We start from the raw sequence: 15,742 nt of genomic DNA, 5'->3' as shown, positions 1-15,742 counted from the left end.
CGGGCTTGTGCTTGTTTGTACGTCATTTCGCCTTTTTCGATGCGCGCTACAACACCTAATTTAAAGGCTAAGGTGTAATCTCGTTGTGTGCGCTTACGGCTTGAGTTAATGGGTGTTGTCATAAAGACGTCCTCTTTATGTCAACCTATTTCCGGACGGGACATACTGACACAAAAAAGCCTATCAATAGATAGGCTTTTTATTTCGCTAGCATCTACTTAACGATAAGCGCAGCTAGTAGTAAGAGTGCTCACCTGCTTGGTGCTCTGTTACGTCTCTCACCCCGGTTAACTCACCTGGGAAAGCTTCAAGCAATTGCTTTTCAATGCCTTCTTTCAGGGTTACGTCAACCATGCTACAGCCGTTACAGCCGCCGCCAAATTGCAGTACAACCACACCTTCTTCAGTGAGTTCCATTACGCTAACTTTACCGCCATGTGAGGCAAGGTTAGGGTTTACTTGGCTTTCGATAACGTATTCAACACGTTCGATAAGTGGTGCGTCATCTTCAACTTTACGCATTTTAGCGTTTGGTGCTTTAAGGGTAAGTTGCGAGCCCACTTTATCGGTGACAAAATCGATTTCCGCTTCATCTAAAAAGGGCGCGCTTGCGGTATCTACCATGGCTTTAAAGCCATCAAATTGCAGTGCAGTATCGTCGTCTTCAACCGATTCTGGTGGGCAGTAAGATACGCCACACTCTGCACTAGGGGTACCTGGGTTGACCACAAATACACGAATGTGGGTGCCTTCAGGCTGTTGTTCTAGCAGCTTAACAAAGTGTTGTTGAGCCGTTTCTGAGATCGATACCATCTGCTTCCTCGATACCTGACTAAATTACTAAGGTTTATTGTACGGCTTTTTTGTGAGCTCTGCTAGTGTTGCTGGCTGGCGATTTTTTATGTTTAGGTTTATCGGTTCGGGCAATTGCCCAAACATCGACTTGTTCGGCCCCCGCTTGCTTGAGCATCTTGGCTATCACGTTGGCAGTGCTGCCAGTGGTCACCACGTCATCTACTAATACCCAATGTTTAAATTGGATTTTGTTTTTAAGGCTAAAACTGGCGGCTAAAGCATGCTGGCGTTGTTGCCGATTAAGACTTGCTTGGCTTATACCATAGTGTTTACGTACTAGCGGTGTGCACATCGGTTTATTTAGTTGCTTAGCAACACTGCTGGCGAGCAATTCACTTTGATTAAAGCCTCGTCGCCATTTTTTTAACCAATGTAGAGGCACTGGTAAAAAAGCTTCAGGCAATCCTGAGCTTTGTTGCTTGGCGTGATTCAACAGTAGCCGACTTAAGGGTTTTGCTAGGTATTGTTGTTTGCCGTATTTGTAGGCTTTGATGACAGGTTCAAGCGGCCATTGGTAATCATTTAAACAAATGACTTGGTCGAAGTGGGGCGGCTCTGTTTGGCATTCTCCGCAAATACCTGGTTCTGCCAAGGGCAAATAACAGGTTTGGCAACGTTCACCATGCTGCCCACGTAATATGGCGTAGCAGCTCGAGCAACAAGCTTGCCTAGTGTTTTTACATTGTAAGCAAAAAACACATTGGGTTGATTGCAGCAACGGATGGTTTAAAGCCTTGGAAAAACTGGTTAACATTGGCTCCCCTTATAAACAAGTAGTTAAGTGTAGATGAGCAAATTGCATTTTGAGCGGCAAGGCAGTGGGCCAGCGTTAATTCTTATTCACGGTTGGGGTTTAAACGGCGCTGTTTGGCAGCCTGTGAGTGAATTATTGAGTCAGCACTTTACCGTTTATCGTTTTGATTTACCGGGTTTTGGCCACTCTACAGCTATCGAAACCTTAAGCCTTGAGGGAATGGCACAAGCTATTGCAAAACAAGTACCGGAAAAAGCACTGTGGCTGGGCTGGTCGTTAGGCGGCTTAGTGGCAAAACATGCCGCTATTCATTTGCCTGAGCATGTTGCCGGCTTGATTACCGTTGCCAGTTCCGCCCACTTTGTCGCGGGGGAAGATTGGCCGGGCATTCAAGACAAGGTGCTAAGCGGTTTTGCTCTAGGGTTGCAGCAAGACTTTAATAAAACGCTACAACAGTTTTTGGCTATTCAAGCCATGGGCAGCGCTCACGCTAAGCAAGATATCAAACAATTGCGTGACCTGTTGGCCGATAAACCTTTGCCTAAGTTAGACGCCTTGCAGCAAGGTTTAGCCTTACTGCAGAGCCAAGACTTACGAGCGCAAGTTGCTCAAATAAACATGCCATGGTTACAACTTTATGGGCGCAGTGACGCTTTAGTACCAAAAGCCGCTATGGAGCAACATGCCGCATTACATAGTGAGGCTCAGCAGTACCAATTTGAAAGCTCATCACATGCTCCATTCATCTCTGAAAAAGTTTTGTTTGCAGATAAGATTATCGAGTTTGGGCAGTCAGTAGTGGTGTAAAAGTGTACGATTTGCTAAAATTAGCTTTAATCACAGGTGGCTTTTTGCGGATTTAGTTGGAGGGCATATGCAAGTTGGAGCAGCGAACAGCGGTTATCAAATTATTGCTAACGCAAATCAACAAGTTAGCGAAAGTGCCCAAACCTTGGCTGAGGTCGCAGCAAAGCGGGAACCTCAGCAAAATGAAGTGGTGGATGCGCTAGTCAGTTTGAGCCAAGCCGAACTTTACGCCAAAGCGGGCGCTAAAGTGATTCAAACAGAATCAAAAATGTTAGGTACTTTATTGGATATAGAGGCCTAATATGAATATCAATGTTAGCTTACCTAATGTGTTCCCCAATACGCTTTCGCCGCCCACAGATGCGGCGCGTCGCGACAACCAGTTGCGCCAAGTTATTGCCCAACCTAAAGAAGTTGCTAGTTTTGCCAAAGAGCCAGAGGTAGGCGCAGAAAAAGATCGCTCTAAACCACAAGTTACTGCTCAATACCCACAAGTTCAAGAACAGCAAAACGCTAAAATTAGCGAGCGAGAAACTCAGCAAGGTCGCGAGCAACAGGGTGATCAGCAAGGTAAACAGGGCGATCAAGCCAAAGACGGTGAGCAAGCGGGGTCGGGTCAATCAGGATCAGAGCAGCCAAGCGCCAGGCAAAAAAGTCAAAATGAACTTAGCGAAGGCGAACAAAAGAAGGTTGATGAGCTCAGTTCTCGTGACCGTGAAGTGAGAACCCATGAAGCTCAACACCAAGCTGTGGGTGGCCAATACGCCAGCGCCGCTTCTTTTGAGCTAGAGCGTGGCCCTGATGGTAAACAATATGCGGTAGGTGGCGAGGTATCAATTGATGTCAGTGAGATTCCTGATGATCCTCAAGCAACCATTGCTAAAATGGAACAAGTTCAGCGCGCAGCCTTAGCGCCAGCAGAGCCGTCGAGTCAAGATAGGCAAGTTGCCGCACAAGCTCAACAAAAGGCCGCTGAAGCGCAGCAAGAGCTTAACCATAGCCAACCTCCTGGCTTGTTAGCCTCGGACGAACAACCGTCGGCATTTGAAACAGGTTTAAGTCCAACCGTTGAAGAGCGACAGTCTGCACAAGCTCTGCAACAACAAAATGCGCAAGTCTTGCAGCAACGTTACCCCGACATTGCGCAACAAATGGCGCAACGCAATGACCACATTCAGCAGCGTTATGCTAGTGCTGCAGCCTTTCGGCCGCAGTCTCAGTTAAGTTTACAAGCTTAAACCAAGTAAGCGTAAGTCTACTTAGTCTTCCCATGTTACTTTTTAGCTTTAGCAAAGGCATCTGCAAAGGCACTATTAATAGGCGCTGTTTTTTGTGGTTTAGCTTCGTGCCTAGGTGTTGCTCTGCTGGTGGTTGCTTGCTTAGGTTTGCCCTGATGGGTATTTCTGGGCTTGTTGTTATTTGCTGCAGTTTGAGGAATGTCTTCATCCAAACGCATGCTAAGGGCAATGCGTTTTCGCTGTGGCTCTACTTCCAGTACTTTCACTTTTACAATATCACCGGCTTTTACGACTTGGTGAGGGTCTTTTACAAAGTGATTGGCAAGACAAGAAATATGCACCAAACCGTCTTGATGCACGCCTACATCAACAAAAGCGCCAAAGTTAGTCACGTTGGTCACCACGCCTTCTAGCAACATTGCAGGCTTTAAGTCACCGATGGTATTCACACCTTCTTTAAAGTTAGCCGTGGCAAACTCTGGGCGTGGATCGCGGCCGGGTTTTTTCAGCTCAGCGATAATGTCGGTTACGGTCGGCAAACCAAATTTATCGTTAGTGAACTGTTTTGGGTCTAAGTTACTTAAGCGCTCGTTATTGGCAATTAATTGGCTTACTTGGCACTGGCTGTGTTTGGCTATCGCTTCAACCACCGGGTAGGCTTCGGGGTGCACAGCTGAGCCATCTAAGGCATTTTTTGCTTGATGGATACGCAAGAACCCGGCGGCTTGTTCAAAGGCCTTAGGCCCTAAACGCGCTACTTTTTTAATGGCTGCGCGCGATTTAAACGCTCCATTTTCATCACGATAAGCCACAATGTTTTGCGCGATGGTGGTGTTTAGCCCTGCCACAAAACTGAGTAAAGGTGCCGATGCCATATTGATATCAACACCCACTGCGTTTACACAGTCTTCTACTACGCTATCCAGTTGCTGCGATAGTTTGCTTTGGCTTACGTCGTGTTGGTATTGACCAACACCAATGGCTTTGGGTTCAATTTTTACCAACTCAGCGAGAGGGTCTTGTAGGCGGCGAGCAATAGATACCGCGCCACGAATCGATACATCTAAATCAGGAAATTCCAAAGCGGCTAGTTGTGAAGCCGAATACACCGACGCACCCGCTTCACTTACCATTACTTTTTGAATACCTCGCGGAGGTAACATGTTAATGAGGTCTGCGGCTAGTTTGTCGGTTTCACGAGAAGCCGTACCATTACCCACACTGATCAGTTTTACATCATACTTAGTAACTAAACTGGCCAAGGTTTTTAGCGAGTCTTGCCACTGATTACGTGGCGCGTGAGGGTAAATAGTGTCGTAGGCCAGCATTTTTCCGGTAGCGTCTACTACGGCGACTTTCACACCAGTGCGTAAGCCGGGGTCTAAACCTAAGGTCGCTTTAGCGCCAGCAGGGGCGGCCATTAGTAAGTCGTTTAGATTTCGAGAAAATACCGTGATGGCATCATCTTCGCCGTGTTCACGAATTTGGTTGAGTAGCTCAGTATCTAGCTGTAATTTTAGTTTTACTCGCCATGTCCATTGCACTACAGACGCCAACCAACGATCACTGGCAACACCCTTGGGATTGAGTTGTACGTAGTCTCGAATAATTTGCTCTGCTGGGTGGCTTAAGGCCTCGTCTTGTTCGACTTCAACGCTAAGGTTTAGGATACCTTCATTACGGCCTCGAAGAATCGCTAAAGCGCGATGCGATGGAATTTTGCCTATCGCTTCTTGGTAATCAAAGTAGTCTTGAAATTTTTGGCCGTTTTGTTGCTGGCCTTCTATTACCTCGGCTTTAACCACGGCGTTCTGCTGCAGAAACACTCGTAAGCTGGCAAGTAAAGGCGCTTGAATAGCAAAGCGTTCCATTAGTATGAACTTTGCGCCATCTAATACCGCTTTACTATCGGCAAAGCCAGCCTCTACATTGATATACTTTTCAGCTAAAGATTCCGGCGCGGTATCGGGCTGTAGAAGCAAAGCCTCGGCTAAAGGCTCTATGCCTGCTTCAATGGCTATTTGACCTTTAGTGCGGCGCTTTTTCTTGTAAGGCAGGTATAAATCTTCTAATTCGGTTTTGCTGGTCGCGGCATTAATGGCTTGCTCAAGTTGTGGAGTCAATTTGTCTTGTTCGGTAATTGACTTAAGAATGCTGATTTTGCGTAGCTGCATTTCTCGCAAGTAACTTAAACGCTGCTCTAGCAAACGCAGTTGCCCGTCATCGAGTCCGCCAGTGGCTTCTTTTCGGTAGCGGGCAATAAAAGGTACTGTAGAGCCTTCGTCGAGCAGTGCAATAGCAGCGCTAACTTGCTGTGCATTAGCATTAATATCTATGGCAATTTGTGGTTCAATATTTGACATGTGCTTGCTTATCTCAAGACGCCGCATCCTACGGCGGTGGTGGCACTATCTTATTCAGTTATTGTGTGGCTTCAAGAAGAAATTAACTGTTTAAAAAGTTAATAATGTGAAAACAATTTCACAACGTGAGTTTTTTTTCATAACTGGTTCATAGATATGTTTGGTTGCATCCATTTGGTCATGGATATGTGAGCTCAAGCCTTAAATAAACAAAGTTTACTGATTACAGTGATAGTGATTTTAATGCCTCAGTTCAAGGAGAGCGAAATGAGCGCGAGCAGAAAGCCCCTATTCAGTTTAAACGTTAGTTCTTTAAGCCAAGGACTCATCTTGGCGAGTTTAGTTAGTACCTCAGCCCATTCAGCGGGTGATGAAATGTTGCAAAATGCAGCGTTTGGCGGTGGCACCAATGGTTGGTGGTCTACTGGCGCAGAGCTTGTTATTAAAGATGGCGAAGCCTGTATGGATATTAAACGTGCCGGGTCTAACCCATGGGATGTTATTTTAGGTCAGCGTGGTTTTGGTTTGGAGGAGGGCGAAAGCTATTCGATTGATTTTACCGCCCGAGCCAATAAAAACACTGCCTTTACTACGCTTATTCAACATGAAGGTGCACCTTACACTCAATACTTCAATCAAGCTATTGAGGTATCTACCGAGCCAAAAGCCTTTAGCTTTACGTTTACTCAAGAGGTTTCCAGTGATGCGAAAACAGAGTTTCAATTTCAGTTAGGCGCTCAGCAAGAAGCCAATGTCTGCTTTAGTAACATTTCGGTGAAGGGCAAATCCTTTGTCATTGTGAACAATATCCCCAAGGTGCGACTTAATCAGTTGGGCTTCTTTCCAACATCTGAGAAGTTTGCCGTTATTAACAGTGACTCGCAGCAACCTATTTTTTGGCAGTTGAAAGATGCTAAAGGGGAAGTACTGGCGAACGGTAAAACACAAGTATTTGGAGAGAACAAAAGCTCTGGAGAGAATGTGCACCGGGCTGACTTTAGCCGAATCAACACACCACAAACAGGTTTAACCTTAGAATCTGCTGGCCAATCAAGCCATCCCTTCAGTATTACCGAGGATCTGTACGGTAAATTAAAACATGACGCATTAGCTTACTTTTACCAAAACCGCAGCGGTATTGAGGTAAAAGCTGATTTCGTACAGCGCGCTAATCTAGCGCGCCCAGCGGGTCACCCCTCAGATGTTGTGAGCTGTTTTGATAAAGCCGATGACAAAGGGAATCAATGGCCAGGCTGTGATTTTGATATGGACTTAACCGGCGGTTGGTATGATGCTGGCGACCATGGCAAATACGTGGTGAATGGTGGTATTAGTACCTGGACCTTAATGAACCTTTACGAGCGTTCGTTATGGATTGATGACGCACCAGAGCCCTTTGCTGATGGCAAACAAGCCATTCCAGAAGCTGGTAATGGAGTAAATGACCTCTTGGATGAAGCTCGCTGGAACATGGAATTCATGTTGGCAATGCAAATTCCTGAAGGCAAAAAAGTATTTGTGCCGGTCGGTAACCAGCAAGATAATTTAAGTGCCTTAAAGCTGACTGAAATTGATGCCTCAGGATTAGCCTTTCATAAAGTGGCCGATGAAAAGTGGACCGGCATGCCGCTACCTCCACATAAAGATACTCAAAAGCGCTATGTTGGCCAACCAAGTACAGCTGCCACACTTAACTTAGCGGCTACCGCTGCCCAGTGTGCGCGTATATGGAAAGAGATTGATGCTGATTTTTCTGCGCAGTGCTCAACTGCCGCTAGCCGCGCATGGCAAGCCGCAGCTAAGCACCCAGAAGTGTACGCTTACGATAACTTTACCGGTTCAGGCCCATATGGCGACACGGAATTAGCCGATGAGTTTTACTGGGCAGCCGCCGAGTTATTCATTAGCACTGGCGAAGCTCAGTATCTAGAAGCCCTAAAAGCATCGCCTGCTTTCTTAGCGGCTCCTCTAGGAGATGAAACCGCTAAAGGTGATTTGTTCTGGCAGGATTTAAGCTCGGCCGGTACTTTAAGCCTTGCGCTCGTGCCAAGCAAATTAGATGAGGCCACCCGTGATAAGGCACGCGCTAAGATCATTGCTACAGCCGACGGTTATTCGGCGCAATTGGCAAAAGAGGGTTACCACATTCCCTATACTGCCGAACAATACCCTTGGGGATCTAACTCCAATTTAGTGAACCGTGGCATATTCTTAACTTATGCTGCAGATTACAGTGGTGACAGCAAGTATATGCAAGCTTTAGTGCATGCCATGGACTACATTCTAGGGCGTAATCCTTTGGATCAGTCTTACATTACTGGCTACGGCAGTAACCCACTAAAAAATCCTCACCATCGTTTTTGGGCGCATCAAGCTGATGAAAACTCGCCAAAACCTGCTCCAGGAGCATTGTCGGGTGGACCAAACTCTATTAGCTTTAGTGACCCTGTTGCGGCCGGTATGAAAGGTAAATGTATTGGCCAAACGTGTTTTGTTGACGAAATCGGTGCTTGGACATTGAACGAAATTACCATCAACTGGAATGCACCATTAGTCTGGGTAAGTAGTGTGTTAGATGAGCACCGCTTAGCGAAATAAGCTCAATAAAAGCAAGTAACTAGGCCAACCTAAGGTTGGCCTTTATTTATCTTTTACTAAAGCAAATGCTTTAACTAAGCGCTGGTGCGTTCAGATAATGTGATCTGCGACGTCGTTTTGGGGCTCAAATTCATTCAAAGCAAGTTCTTAGCTAAGTAGACGTATATAGTGGGGCAGGAATTTTGTCTCTTTGGTATACCACCATATGACCTGGCAAAGAGGAGATAAAATGCAAACTCGGGTTAGTTGTCAGAGAATAACAGTGAAAGATAAAAGCAAATTGGAACAACGCTCTACAGTATATGACGTTGCAGCGTTAGCGGGCGTTTCGCCGAGTACCGTGTCTCGGTTTATGAACCAGACTACCTATGTGTCTGATGCTAAACGTAAACAAATTCAAGCGGCTATGGTTGAACTAGGTTACAAGCCTGGCCAGCAAACAGGTGCCAGTGCTAGCAGCCGCACCATGACGATTGGGGTATTGGTACAACATCCAGATAGCCCATTTTATGCCTCTATTTTGCGCGGTATAGAAGAAGTATTACTGGCTCAAGGTTACTCACATATTATTGTTACAGGGCACTGGAATACCGAAGAAGAAACCGAGTCGATGCAGCTATTACTGTCGCGTTCGGTAGACGGTATTATTATTGTTACAGGTGGTTTAAGTGATGATCAGGTGCTTGAGTTTTCTAAGAAGCGCCCAATTGTGGCCCTAGGCCGTGAACTTGAAGCAGCACGCTTACGTTCAATCAAAATTGAAAATTCGGTGGGCGCTTACATGGCCACCAATCACCTGATTCAATTAGGCCATCGAGAAATTGTTCATATCAAAGGTAATGCCGATCATCCTGATGCTCAACAGCGTTACGAAGGTTATTGCCAAGCGATGGAACATGCAGGTTTGCCAGTTAAATTGCAGCTGGTGGAGCAGGGTGACTTTACCGAGCAATCTGGTTTTGATGCTGTGCAGCGTTTATTGGCCAACAAGCGCCAGTTTAGTGCAATTTTTGCCGCCAACGATTTAACCGCCTACGGTGCTATGCAAGCCTTGTATCAAGCTAAGCGGCCAGTGCCAGAACGTGTTTCTGTGATTGGTTTTGATGATGTGCCAAGTTCGGCGTTTTTCATTCCGCCTTTAACCACGGTTCGCCAACCTATTTTTGATACTGGTTATGCCGCAGCGCTAGCCATATTGGATATGTTAAACGGCGGAGCTAATCAACAATTTAGGTTACCGCCAGTGGAATTAGTGAAACGCGAAACCACTCAAGCCCACATCATGTAACAAACTCTTGCCGTTATCCTGCCTAAGTCGTTTATAATTACCGGCTTAGGCAGAGACTATAAAACACCATGAAAACCAACTTAATTACCCGCGCCGGCTGGCACAAATTAGACAAAGAACTTAAATACTTATGGAAGGTAAAACGACCAGAAGTCACTCAAGCTGTTTCGGAAGCCGCTGCGCTTGGCGATCGCTCAGAAAATGCCGAGTATAAAGAAGGTAAACGCGAGTTACGCCGTATCGACTCTCGGCTGCGGTTTTTAAATAAACGTCTCGACGCATTAGAGATTGTTGATCATTATCCACAGCAAATTGGCAAAGTGTTTTTTGGCGCATGGGTCGAATTAGAAAACGACGATGCTACCGTGGTGCGCTACCGTATTGTTGGCACCGATGAAATAGACCCTAAGTTGGGTTACATCACTATCGACTCCCCCATGGCTCGCGCATTAATTGGTAAGCAAGTAGACGATGATGTGTTTGTAAAAACGCCTGAAGGCACCAAAGAATGGTGGATTAATCATATTCGTTACACGCCTTTTGATAGCGAATAAAGAGGTAAATAGTTACCACTTCTCCCTCTGCTAAGGTTTTATTTACGGGTTAGTTTTAGATAAATCATAGATATTAATCGTTAAGCGGTGATTTACTTGATGTTGAAAATATTTCATCTAAAGCTAAGTACAACATGAATAGCGTTGACTTCATTAGCCATCTCTTTAGTATCTAGCGGTATAGACGTCTAAAAGTCTTTAACGGAGAAGGTCAATGGGATTTCACAACGCGCAACAAATCGAAACACTGAATCAAAGCTTAAGCGAGCTTAACCGCGATATTAACGTGTCCTTTGAGTTCTTTCCGCCTACCACAGAAACGATGGAGCAAACGCTTTGGTCGTCTATCGAGCGTTTACAAACCTTAAAACCAAAGTTTGTATCCGTGACTTATGGCGCCAACTCGGGAACACGAGATCGCACTCACAAGGTAATCAAAGCCATTAAAGATCGTACCGGCTTAGCGGCGGCGCCGCACTTAACCTGCATTGATTCTACGCCCGATGAGTTGCGCCAAATTGCTCGTGACTACTGGAACAGTGGTATTAAAGATATTGTTGCTTTACGGGGAGATTTGCCAGAAGGTTCGGCTAAACCGCAAATGTACGCGAGTGATTTGGTGGCGCTACTTAAAGAAGAAGCTGACTTTGATATTTCGGTGGCGGCCTATCCAGAAGTGCACCCAGAAGCAAAAAGTGCTCAAGCTGATTTGCTTGCGCTTAAACGTAAAATGGATGCGGGCGCTAATCGCGCGATTACGCAGTTTTTCTTCGACGTTGAAAGCTATTTACGCTTTCGAGATCGCTGCGCGGCCATAGGCATTGAAGGCGAAATTGTACCGGGAATTTTGCCGGTATCGAATTACAAAACTCTGAAAAAGTTTGCTTCGTTTGCCAATGTAAAAGTACCTAGTTGGCTACATGGACAGTTTGCAGGTTTAGATAACGACCAAACAACCCGTAACCTAGTGGGAGCGAGCGTTGCCATTGAGATGGTGAAAGTATTGTCTCGCGAAGGAGTGAAAGACTTCCACTTCTATACACTTAATCGCTCTGAGTTATCTTATGCTATTTGCCATACGCTAGGTGTGCGCCCGGCAGAGGCAATCCCAGCTTAAGTATTGGCTCTGATTTATCTATTAAGGCTTAGCAAACGCTAAGCCTTTTTTATTTTGAGCAACTTGGCTGGCTACATTAACAAGGCATTTACCGCGGAACAAATCAGCCACATACTCAACGCGTAATACCAGTTGTTTTTTAGGATTTGCGAAGTTGAAAACTGATAACGCCCAATCATAGTTAAGCCTACACCCGACAAAGGACTGCTACCGGTAGAGATTGCCCAAGAGCTAAGGAATAAAAAGCCTAACTGGCTTGGTTCTGGGTTAAGGGGTAATAACAATGGGCTGGCTAAAGAGATACTAATCACTGGATGAATACCAAACATGCAGGCCACAATCATCAGAGCCAATACTACTGCAAAGGTTTGATGTGAAAATTCAATGTTATGTAAGCTCAAGGTTTCAGGATAGGCCAATAACAAGGCTTTAATGCCAGCAGAGAATACCCCCGCCGCTAAAAACAGCACATATTGGCTACCTACGTTAGATAGGCGGTGCGTAATGAACTGCCGAGCGATAATTACCTTCGACTTACCTTTGGCAAAGGTGAGCGCTGCAATAGGCGCTAAACAGGTAATCATCAAAATAATACTGACATCAGGAAAGGCAAAATGTAGCCCGATAACCGTGACCGCCAATACAAAAGGAATGGTTAAACTCTCGCGGCGCAATGGGTAGCCGGCAAAACTGTCTTTATCGCGTAGCGAAACTTCTGCGGTGGTAAAAATAAGTGCAATCAAGGCCATTAAGGCCCCTGGCAATAATACATCTAACCACTGCATGCCTGGCGCGTAGGTAATGGATACTGCGGTGGCAATGAAAAAAGGAGACCACCAGGCAGCCGCACAAAAGCAACGCATAAGTACCTTTTGCTGAGCGTTGGTGAGTTGCTTTTGCTTCGCTAATCGGTCGCCAACAATAAAGATTATCGACAGGTTGATTATAGCGCCAAGCAAGTTCACCCCTAAGGCGGTAGAGGCGATGCTGCGTTTACCGGTGGGTAGTGGGTTTTGCTGGTTTTCTGGATTGGCTAAGGCGAGGAAAGACACCGCACTAAACATGGCTAATAAGGGGAGGTTAATAGACAAAACGTCTATTGGGCTTAGCAAGGTATTTTGGCTAGCGGCGAGCAACAACAAAACAATGCCTATACTTAACAAACAGCCCGCCTGAATGCGTATTGCGCGGCTTAACTGTGGCAAGTACGCCAGTGCCGCCGCCCAAGTCACTACAGTGGCTAAGCCAACGCCTATTACTTCAAAAGCATGCAGTAGATAAAGCAGTAATGAGGCGAGAAATAACCATCCTTTGTATTGTTGCATTGAAGACATCCTAAGGATCAATGAGCGACGCCGTGAAGCCTAGCGGCTTCTTGCTGTAAATAGTTAAATAGAGTGTTAGCTTAGCCTAAGAACAAACAACCCCGCGTAAAGCGGGGTTGTTATTACTCAAGTTTATTACTTAGCCGGTATTACGCATGCCGGCTGCGATACCTGCAATACTCACCATCAAGGCTTGGTCTACAACTGGGCATAGTTCTTCGTTGGCACGAGAACGATTAAGCAGTTCAACCTGCAATACATGTAGAGGATCAATATACGGGTTACGTAAATTAAGCGATTCTACTACCCAAGCTTGATTCGCTAACAAGCGATTATCTGGTGCTAGCGACACAATAGCGGCTTTGGCTGTTTCTAGCTTAGTACGTAGTTTTTCACCAAGTACTTGCAGCTCTGGCTCAACCAAGCGGTCATCATAGATTTTAGATAGCCAAGTATCAGCTTTCATAAATACCATTTCTAACATTGCTAGGCGATTATCAAAGAATGGCCACGCGCGCATCTCGGTTAATAATTCACTCTTACCGTCTTTAATCAAACCTTCGAACGCTGCACCACTGCCTAACCAAGCAGGAAGTAGCAAACGGTTTTGACTCCATGAGAAAATCCATGGAATGGCGCGTAAGCTTTCTACACCACCGTCGGAGCGGCGCTTCGCAGGGCGACTACCTAATGGCAGTTTAGCCAGTTCACGTTCTGGAGTGGCTGCGCGGAAGTAAGGCACAAAATCTTCTTCGCCCCAAACAATGCCACGGTAGGCTTCGCAAGAGGTCTCAGCGATTTGGTCCATCACGCCGCGCCATTCATCCTTTGGCTCCATCGGTGGAACTAAGTTAGCTTCTAGTACCGCACTGGCGTAAAGATTTAAGCTGTCTAAGGCTACTTTTGGTAAACCAAACTTAAAGCGAATCATCTCGCCTTGCTCGGTCACACGTAAGCCACCTTTTAATGAACCCGGAGGTTGCGACAACAGTGCGGCGTGTGCCGGAGCACCACCACGACCAATAGTACCGCCACGACCATGGAACAAGGTTAAACTAATAGAATGGCCTTCGCAGATAGAGACTAGGGCCTCTTGTGCGCGATACTGTGCCCATGAAGCAGCAAGTACGCCAGCATCTTTAGCGGAATCAGAGTAACCAATCATTACATGTTGCTGACCCGAGATATAACCGCGATACCAGTCAATAGATAACAGCTTGCTCATAGTCGCTGGAGCGTTGTTCAAATCGTCTAGCGTTTCGAACAATGGGGCAACAGGTAAACGGAATGGACAACCAGCTTCTTGCAGCAATAGTTGAACCGCCAATACGTCTGATGGCTCACTGGCCATAGAAATAATGTAAATACCTAAGGCTTCGCGTTCTTGCTTGGCAATAACGGCACAGGTATCTAGTACTTCTTGAACCGACTCACTAGGCTCCCAAGCGCGCGGGAATAATGGACGTTTTGAATTCAATTCTTGTAATAAAAAGTGCTGTTTATCGGTTTCGTTCCAATGTGCGTAATCACCCATGCCTAAGTAGCGAGTGATTTCCGAAAATACTTCCTCGTGACGACCGCTATCTTGGCGAATGTCTAAGCGCAGTAAGTTGATACCGAAACAGGCAATACGACGCAGTAAATCTAGCAAGGTACCGTCGGCAATAATGCCCATGCCACAGTCTTGTAGCGAATAGTAACAAAGCTCTAAAGGCTCGCGCAGTTGCTCGGTATTGGTAATAAGGTCACGGGCTTCGGTGTATTGGCCTTTTAATTTAGCCGTTAAGTAGTCGTGAGTTTCTTGCAACTCGCTACGTAATACTTTTAGTAGCGCGCGGTAAGGTTCGCTTTGGTCGCCAGTTTGCTCAAGCAGTGCTTCATTGGCATCGCTCATCGACAATTCGCTAACCAAGGTTTGTATTTCTTTTAAGTACAAATCTACCGCTACCCAGCGGCTAGAAAGCAATACTTCTTCGGTAACATTTGCGGTAACAAAAGGATTACCGTCGCGGTCACCACCCATCCACGAAGAAAATACTACTGGCGCAGCATCGAGTGCCATACGCATGTCAAAGTGTTGGCCTAGTTTGTTGTCCAGCTGGCGAACAAAATCAGGTACGGCATGCCATAAAGAGTTTTCGATTACTGCGAAGCCCCATTTAGCTTCATCTACGGGAGTAGGGCGTTGCTGGCGAATCTCATCAGTATGCCAAGCTTGATTAACCAATTGCTCTAAGCGGCCAAGTAATTGGCTACGTTCTCGGTCAGGCAGATCTAGTTCCAACCAATCTAAGCAATTGTTAATGGCAACGTGTTTGTTAATTAAGGTGCGGCGAGTTACTTCGGTAGGATGAGCAGTAAGTACTAGCTCTATATTCAGTTGCGCTACAGCATGATGAATTTCAGCTTCGCTCAAGTTTTCGCTTTTTAGTTTTTGAAACACCAAGTCGATAGGATCTTGTGCGCAGGTACTGCCTTCGCAATTGCGCGAAATAGTGTGAAACTGTTCGGCAATATTGGCAAGATTCAAAAATTGGCTAAAGGCGCGGGTTACCGGCAGTAGCTCGTCATCACTTAGGTTACGCAATAACTCTAGTAGTTGCTCGCGGGCTTGGTCATCATCATTTCGTGAAGCTTTAGCTAGCTGGCGAATGGTTTCTACTTTTTCTAGAAACGCTTCTCCCATGTGGCTCTTAATGGTGTTGCCAAGTAGTTGTCCGAGTAAGTTAACATTTCCTCGTAACGACCCATTGATTTCTTGAGGCATTGTTTGGCTCATTCTTTTTCCTTCACTTGTGTTTGCTAGCGATTATTGAAATTTTTTTACTAAATCACCCTAGTCC

The 15,742-nt window shown here is 45.9% G+C and carries 12 protein-coding genes and 1 pseudogene; 7 read left to right on the top strand and 6 right to left on the bottom strand.

Annotated elements, in window-relative coordinates:
• The 3 genes and pseudogenes from FFR00_RS15880 to FFR00_RS15870 all read right to left on the bottom strand — a co-directional run.
• A pseudogene (locus FFR00_RS15880) lies at window positions 1–122 on the bottom strand (IS3 family transposase); the annotation flags it as partial.
• A 112-nt stretch (window positions 123–234) separates the two neighbouring features.
• Entirely contained in the window at window positions 235–813 is a 579-nt protein-coding gene (nfuA, locus tag FFR00_RS15875; protein WP_137674394.1) for a Fe-S biogenesis protein NfuA, read from the bottom strand.
• A 34-nt stretch (window positions 814–847) separates the two neighbouring features.
• On the bottom strand, window positions 848–1,609 hold the full coding sequence (locus FFR00_RS15870; protein ID WP_137674393.1) for a ComF family protein: 762 nt from the start codon (window positions 1,607–1,609) through the stop codon (window positions 848–850).
• Between the two features lie 33 nt (window positions 1,610–1,642).
• Between FFR00_RS15870 and bioH the strand changes: the two genes are divergently transcribed.
• From bioH to FFR00_RS15855, 3 genes are all read left to right on the top strand, one after another.
• The gene (gene bioH, locus FFR00_RS15865; protein ID WP_137674392.1) at window positions 1,643–2,416 is read left to right on the top strand and encodes a pimeloyl-ACP methyl ester esterase BioH; all 774 of its coding nucleotides are present in this window, start codon (window positions 1,643–1,645) and stop codon (window positions 2,414–2,416) included.
• A gap of 67 nt (window positions 2,417–2,483) precedes the next feature.
• Entirely contained in the window at window positions 2,484–2,717 is a 234-nt protein-coding gene (locus FFR00_RS15860; protein ID WP_137674391.1) for a flagellar biosynthesis protein FlgE, read from the top strand.
• Window position 2,718: 1 nt separating this feature from the next.
• Window positions 2,719–3,654: a putative metalloprotease CJM1_0395 family protein gene (locus tag FFR00_RS15855; RefSeq protein WP_137674390.1), complete on the top strand. Its 936-nt coding sequence runs from the start codon at window positions 2,719–2,721 to the stop codon at window positions 3,652–3,654.
• A 35-nt stretch (window positions 3,655–3,689) separates the two neighbouring features.
• Here the strand turns inward: FFR00_RS15855 and FFR00_RS15850 are convergent, their stop codons facing one another.
• Complete coding sequence (locus FFR00_RS15850; RefSeq protein ID WP_137674389.1) at window positions 3,690–6,017, bottom strand: Tex family protein; 2,328 nt, start codon at window positions 6,015–6,017, stop codon at window positions 3,690–3,692.
• A gap of 267 nt (window positions 6,018–6,284) precedes the next feature.
• Between FFR00_RS15850 and FFR00_RS15845 the strand changes: the two genes are divergently transcribed.
• From FFR00_RS15845 to metF, 4 genes are all read left to right on the top strand, one after another.
• Entirely contained in the window at window positions 6,285–8,615 is a 2,331-nt protein-coding gene (locus FFR00_RS15845) for a glycoside hydrolase family 9 protein (RefSeq protein ID WP_137674388.1), read from the top strand.
• Between the two features lie 229 nt (window positions 8,616–8,844).
• Entirely contained in the window at window positions 8,845–9,903 is a 1,059-nt protein-coding gene (locus FFR00_RS15840) for a substrate-binding domain-containing protein (protein ID WP_235836245.1), read from the top strand.
• A 68-nt stretch (window positions 9,904–9,971) separates the two neighbouring features.
• Window positions 9,972–10,457, top strand: coding sequence for a transcription elongation factor GreB (gene greB, locus FFR00_RS15835; RefSeq protein ID WP_137674387.1), 486 nt, complete (start codon window positions 9,972–9,974; stop codon window positions 10,455–10,457).
• Between the two features lie 214 nt (window positions 10,458–10,671).
• Window positions 10,672–11,574: a methylenetetrahydrofolate reductase gene (gene metF / locus FFR00_RS15830; RefSeq protein WP_137674386.1), complete on the top strand. Its 903-nt coding sequence runs from the start codon at window positions 10,672–10,674 to the stop codon at window positions 11,572–11,574.
• A 71-nt stretch (window positions 11,575–11,645) separates the two neighbouring features.
• Here metF and FFR00_RS15825 read toward each other — a convergent pair whose 3' ends face one another.
• Both FFR00_RS15825 and ppc read right to left on the bottom strand, forming a co-directional pair.
• A complete protein-coding gene (locus FFR00_RS15825; protein ID WP_201798757.1) occupies window positions 11,646–12,899 on the bottom strand; it encodes a hypothetical protein in 1,254 nt (417 codons plus the stop codon).
• A 139-nt stretch (window positions 12,900–13,038) separates the two neighbouring features.
• A complete protein-coding gene (ppc, locus tag FFR00_RS15820; protein WP_235836244.1) occupies window positions 13,039–15,678 on the bottom strand; it encodes a phosphoenolpyruvate carboxylase in 2,640 nt (879 codons plus the stop codon).
• Window positions 15,679–15,742: the final 64 nt, after the last annotated feature.

This window comes from Agarivorans sp. Toyoura001 (assembly GCF_005405585.1).
In the GTDB taxonomy this organism is placed as follows: Bacteria; Pseudomonadota; Gammaproteobacteria; order Enterobacterales; family Celerinatantimonadaceae; genus Agarivorans.
The sequence above is the reverse complement of the archived record's forward strand: the minus strand, read 5'-3'. Positions and strand labels throughout refer to the sequence as shown.

What these genes read in the sequence shown, in the direction of transcription:
- nfuA (WP_137674394.1), bottom strand. Translation starts at nt 813, where the DNA reads ATGGTATCGATCTCAGAAACGGCTCAACAACACTTTGTTAAGCTGCTA.
- FFR00_RS15870 (WP_137674393.1), bottom strand. Translation starts at nt 1,609, where the DNA reads ATGTTAACCAGTTTTTCCAAGGCTTTAAACCATCCGTTGCTGCAATCA.
- bioH (WP_137674392.1), top strand. Translation starts at nt 1,643, where the DNA reads ATGAGCAAATTGCATTTTGAGCGGCAAGGCAGTGGGCCAGCGTTAATT.
- FFR00_RS15860 (WP_137674391.1), top strand. Translation starts at nt 2,484, where the DNA reads ATGCAAGTTGGAGCAGCGAACAGCGGTTATCAAATTATTGCTAACGCA.
- FFR00_RS15855 (WP_137674390.1), top strand. Translation starts at nt 2,719, where the DNA reads ATGAATATCAATGTTAGCTTACCTAATGTGTTCCCCAATACGCTTTCG.
- FFR00_RS15850 (WP_137674389.1), bottom strand. Translation starts at nt 6,017, where the DNA reads ATGTCAAATATTGAACCACAAATTGCCATAGATATTAATGCTAATGCA.
- FFR00_RS15845 (WP_137674388.1), top strand. Translation starts at nt 6,285, where the DNA reads ATGAGCGCGAGCAGAAAGCCCCTATTCAGTTTAAACGTTAGTTCTTTA.
- FFR00_RS15840 (WP_235836245.1), top strand. Translation starts at nt 8,845, where the DNA reads ATGCAAACTCGGGTTAGTTGTCAGAGAATAACAGTGAAAGATAAAAGC.
- greB (WP_137674387.1), top strand. Translation starts at nt 9,972, where the DNA reads ATGAAAACCAACTTAATTACCCGCGCCGGCTGGCACAAATTAGACAAA.
- metF (WP_137674386.1), top strand. Translation starts at nt 10,672, where the DNA reads ATGGGATTTCACAACGCGCAACAAATCGAAACACTGAATCAAAGCTTA.
- FFR00_RS15825 (WP_201798757.1), bottom strand. Translation starts at nt 12,899, where the DNA reads ATGCAACAATACAAAGGATGGTTATTTCTCGCCTCATTACTGCTTTAT.
- ppc (WP_235836244.1), bottom strand. Translation starts at nt 15,678, where the DNA reads ATGAGCCAAACAATGCCTCAAGAAATCAATGGGTCGTTACGAGGAAAT.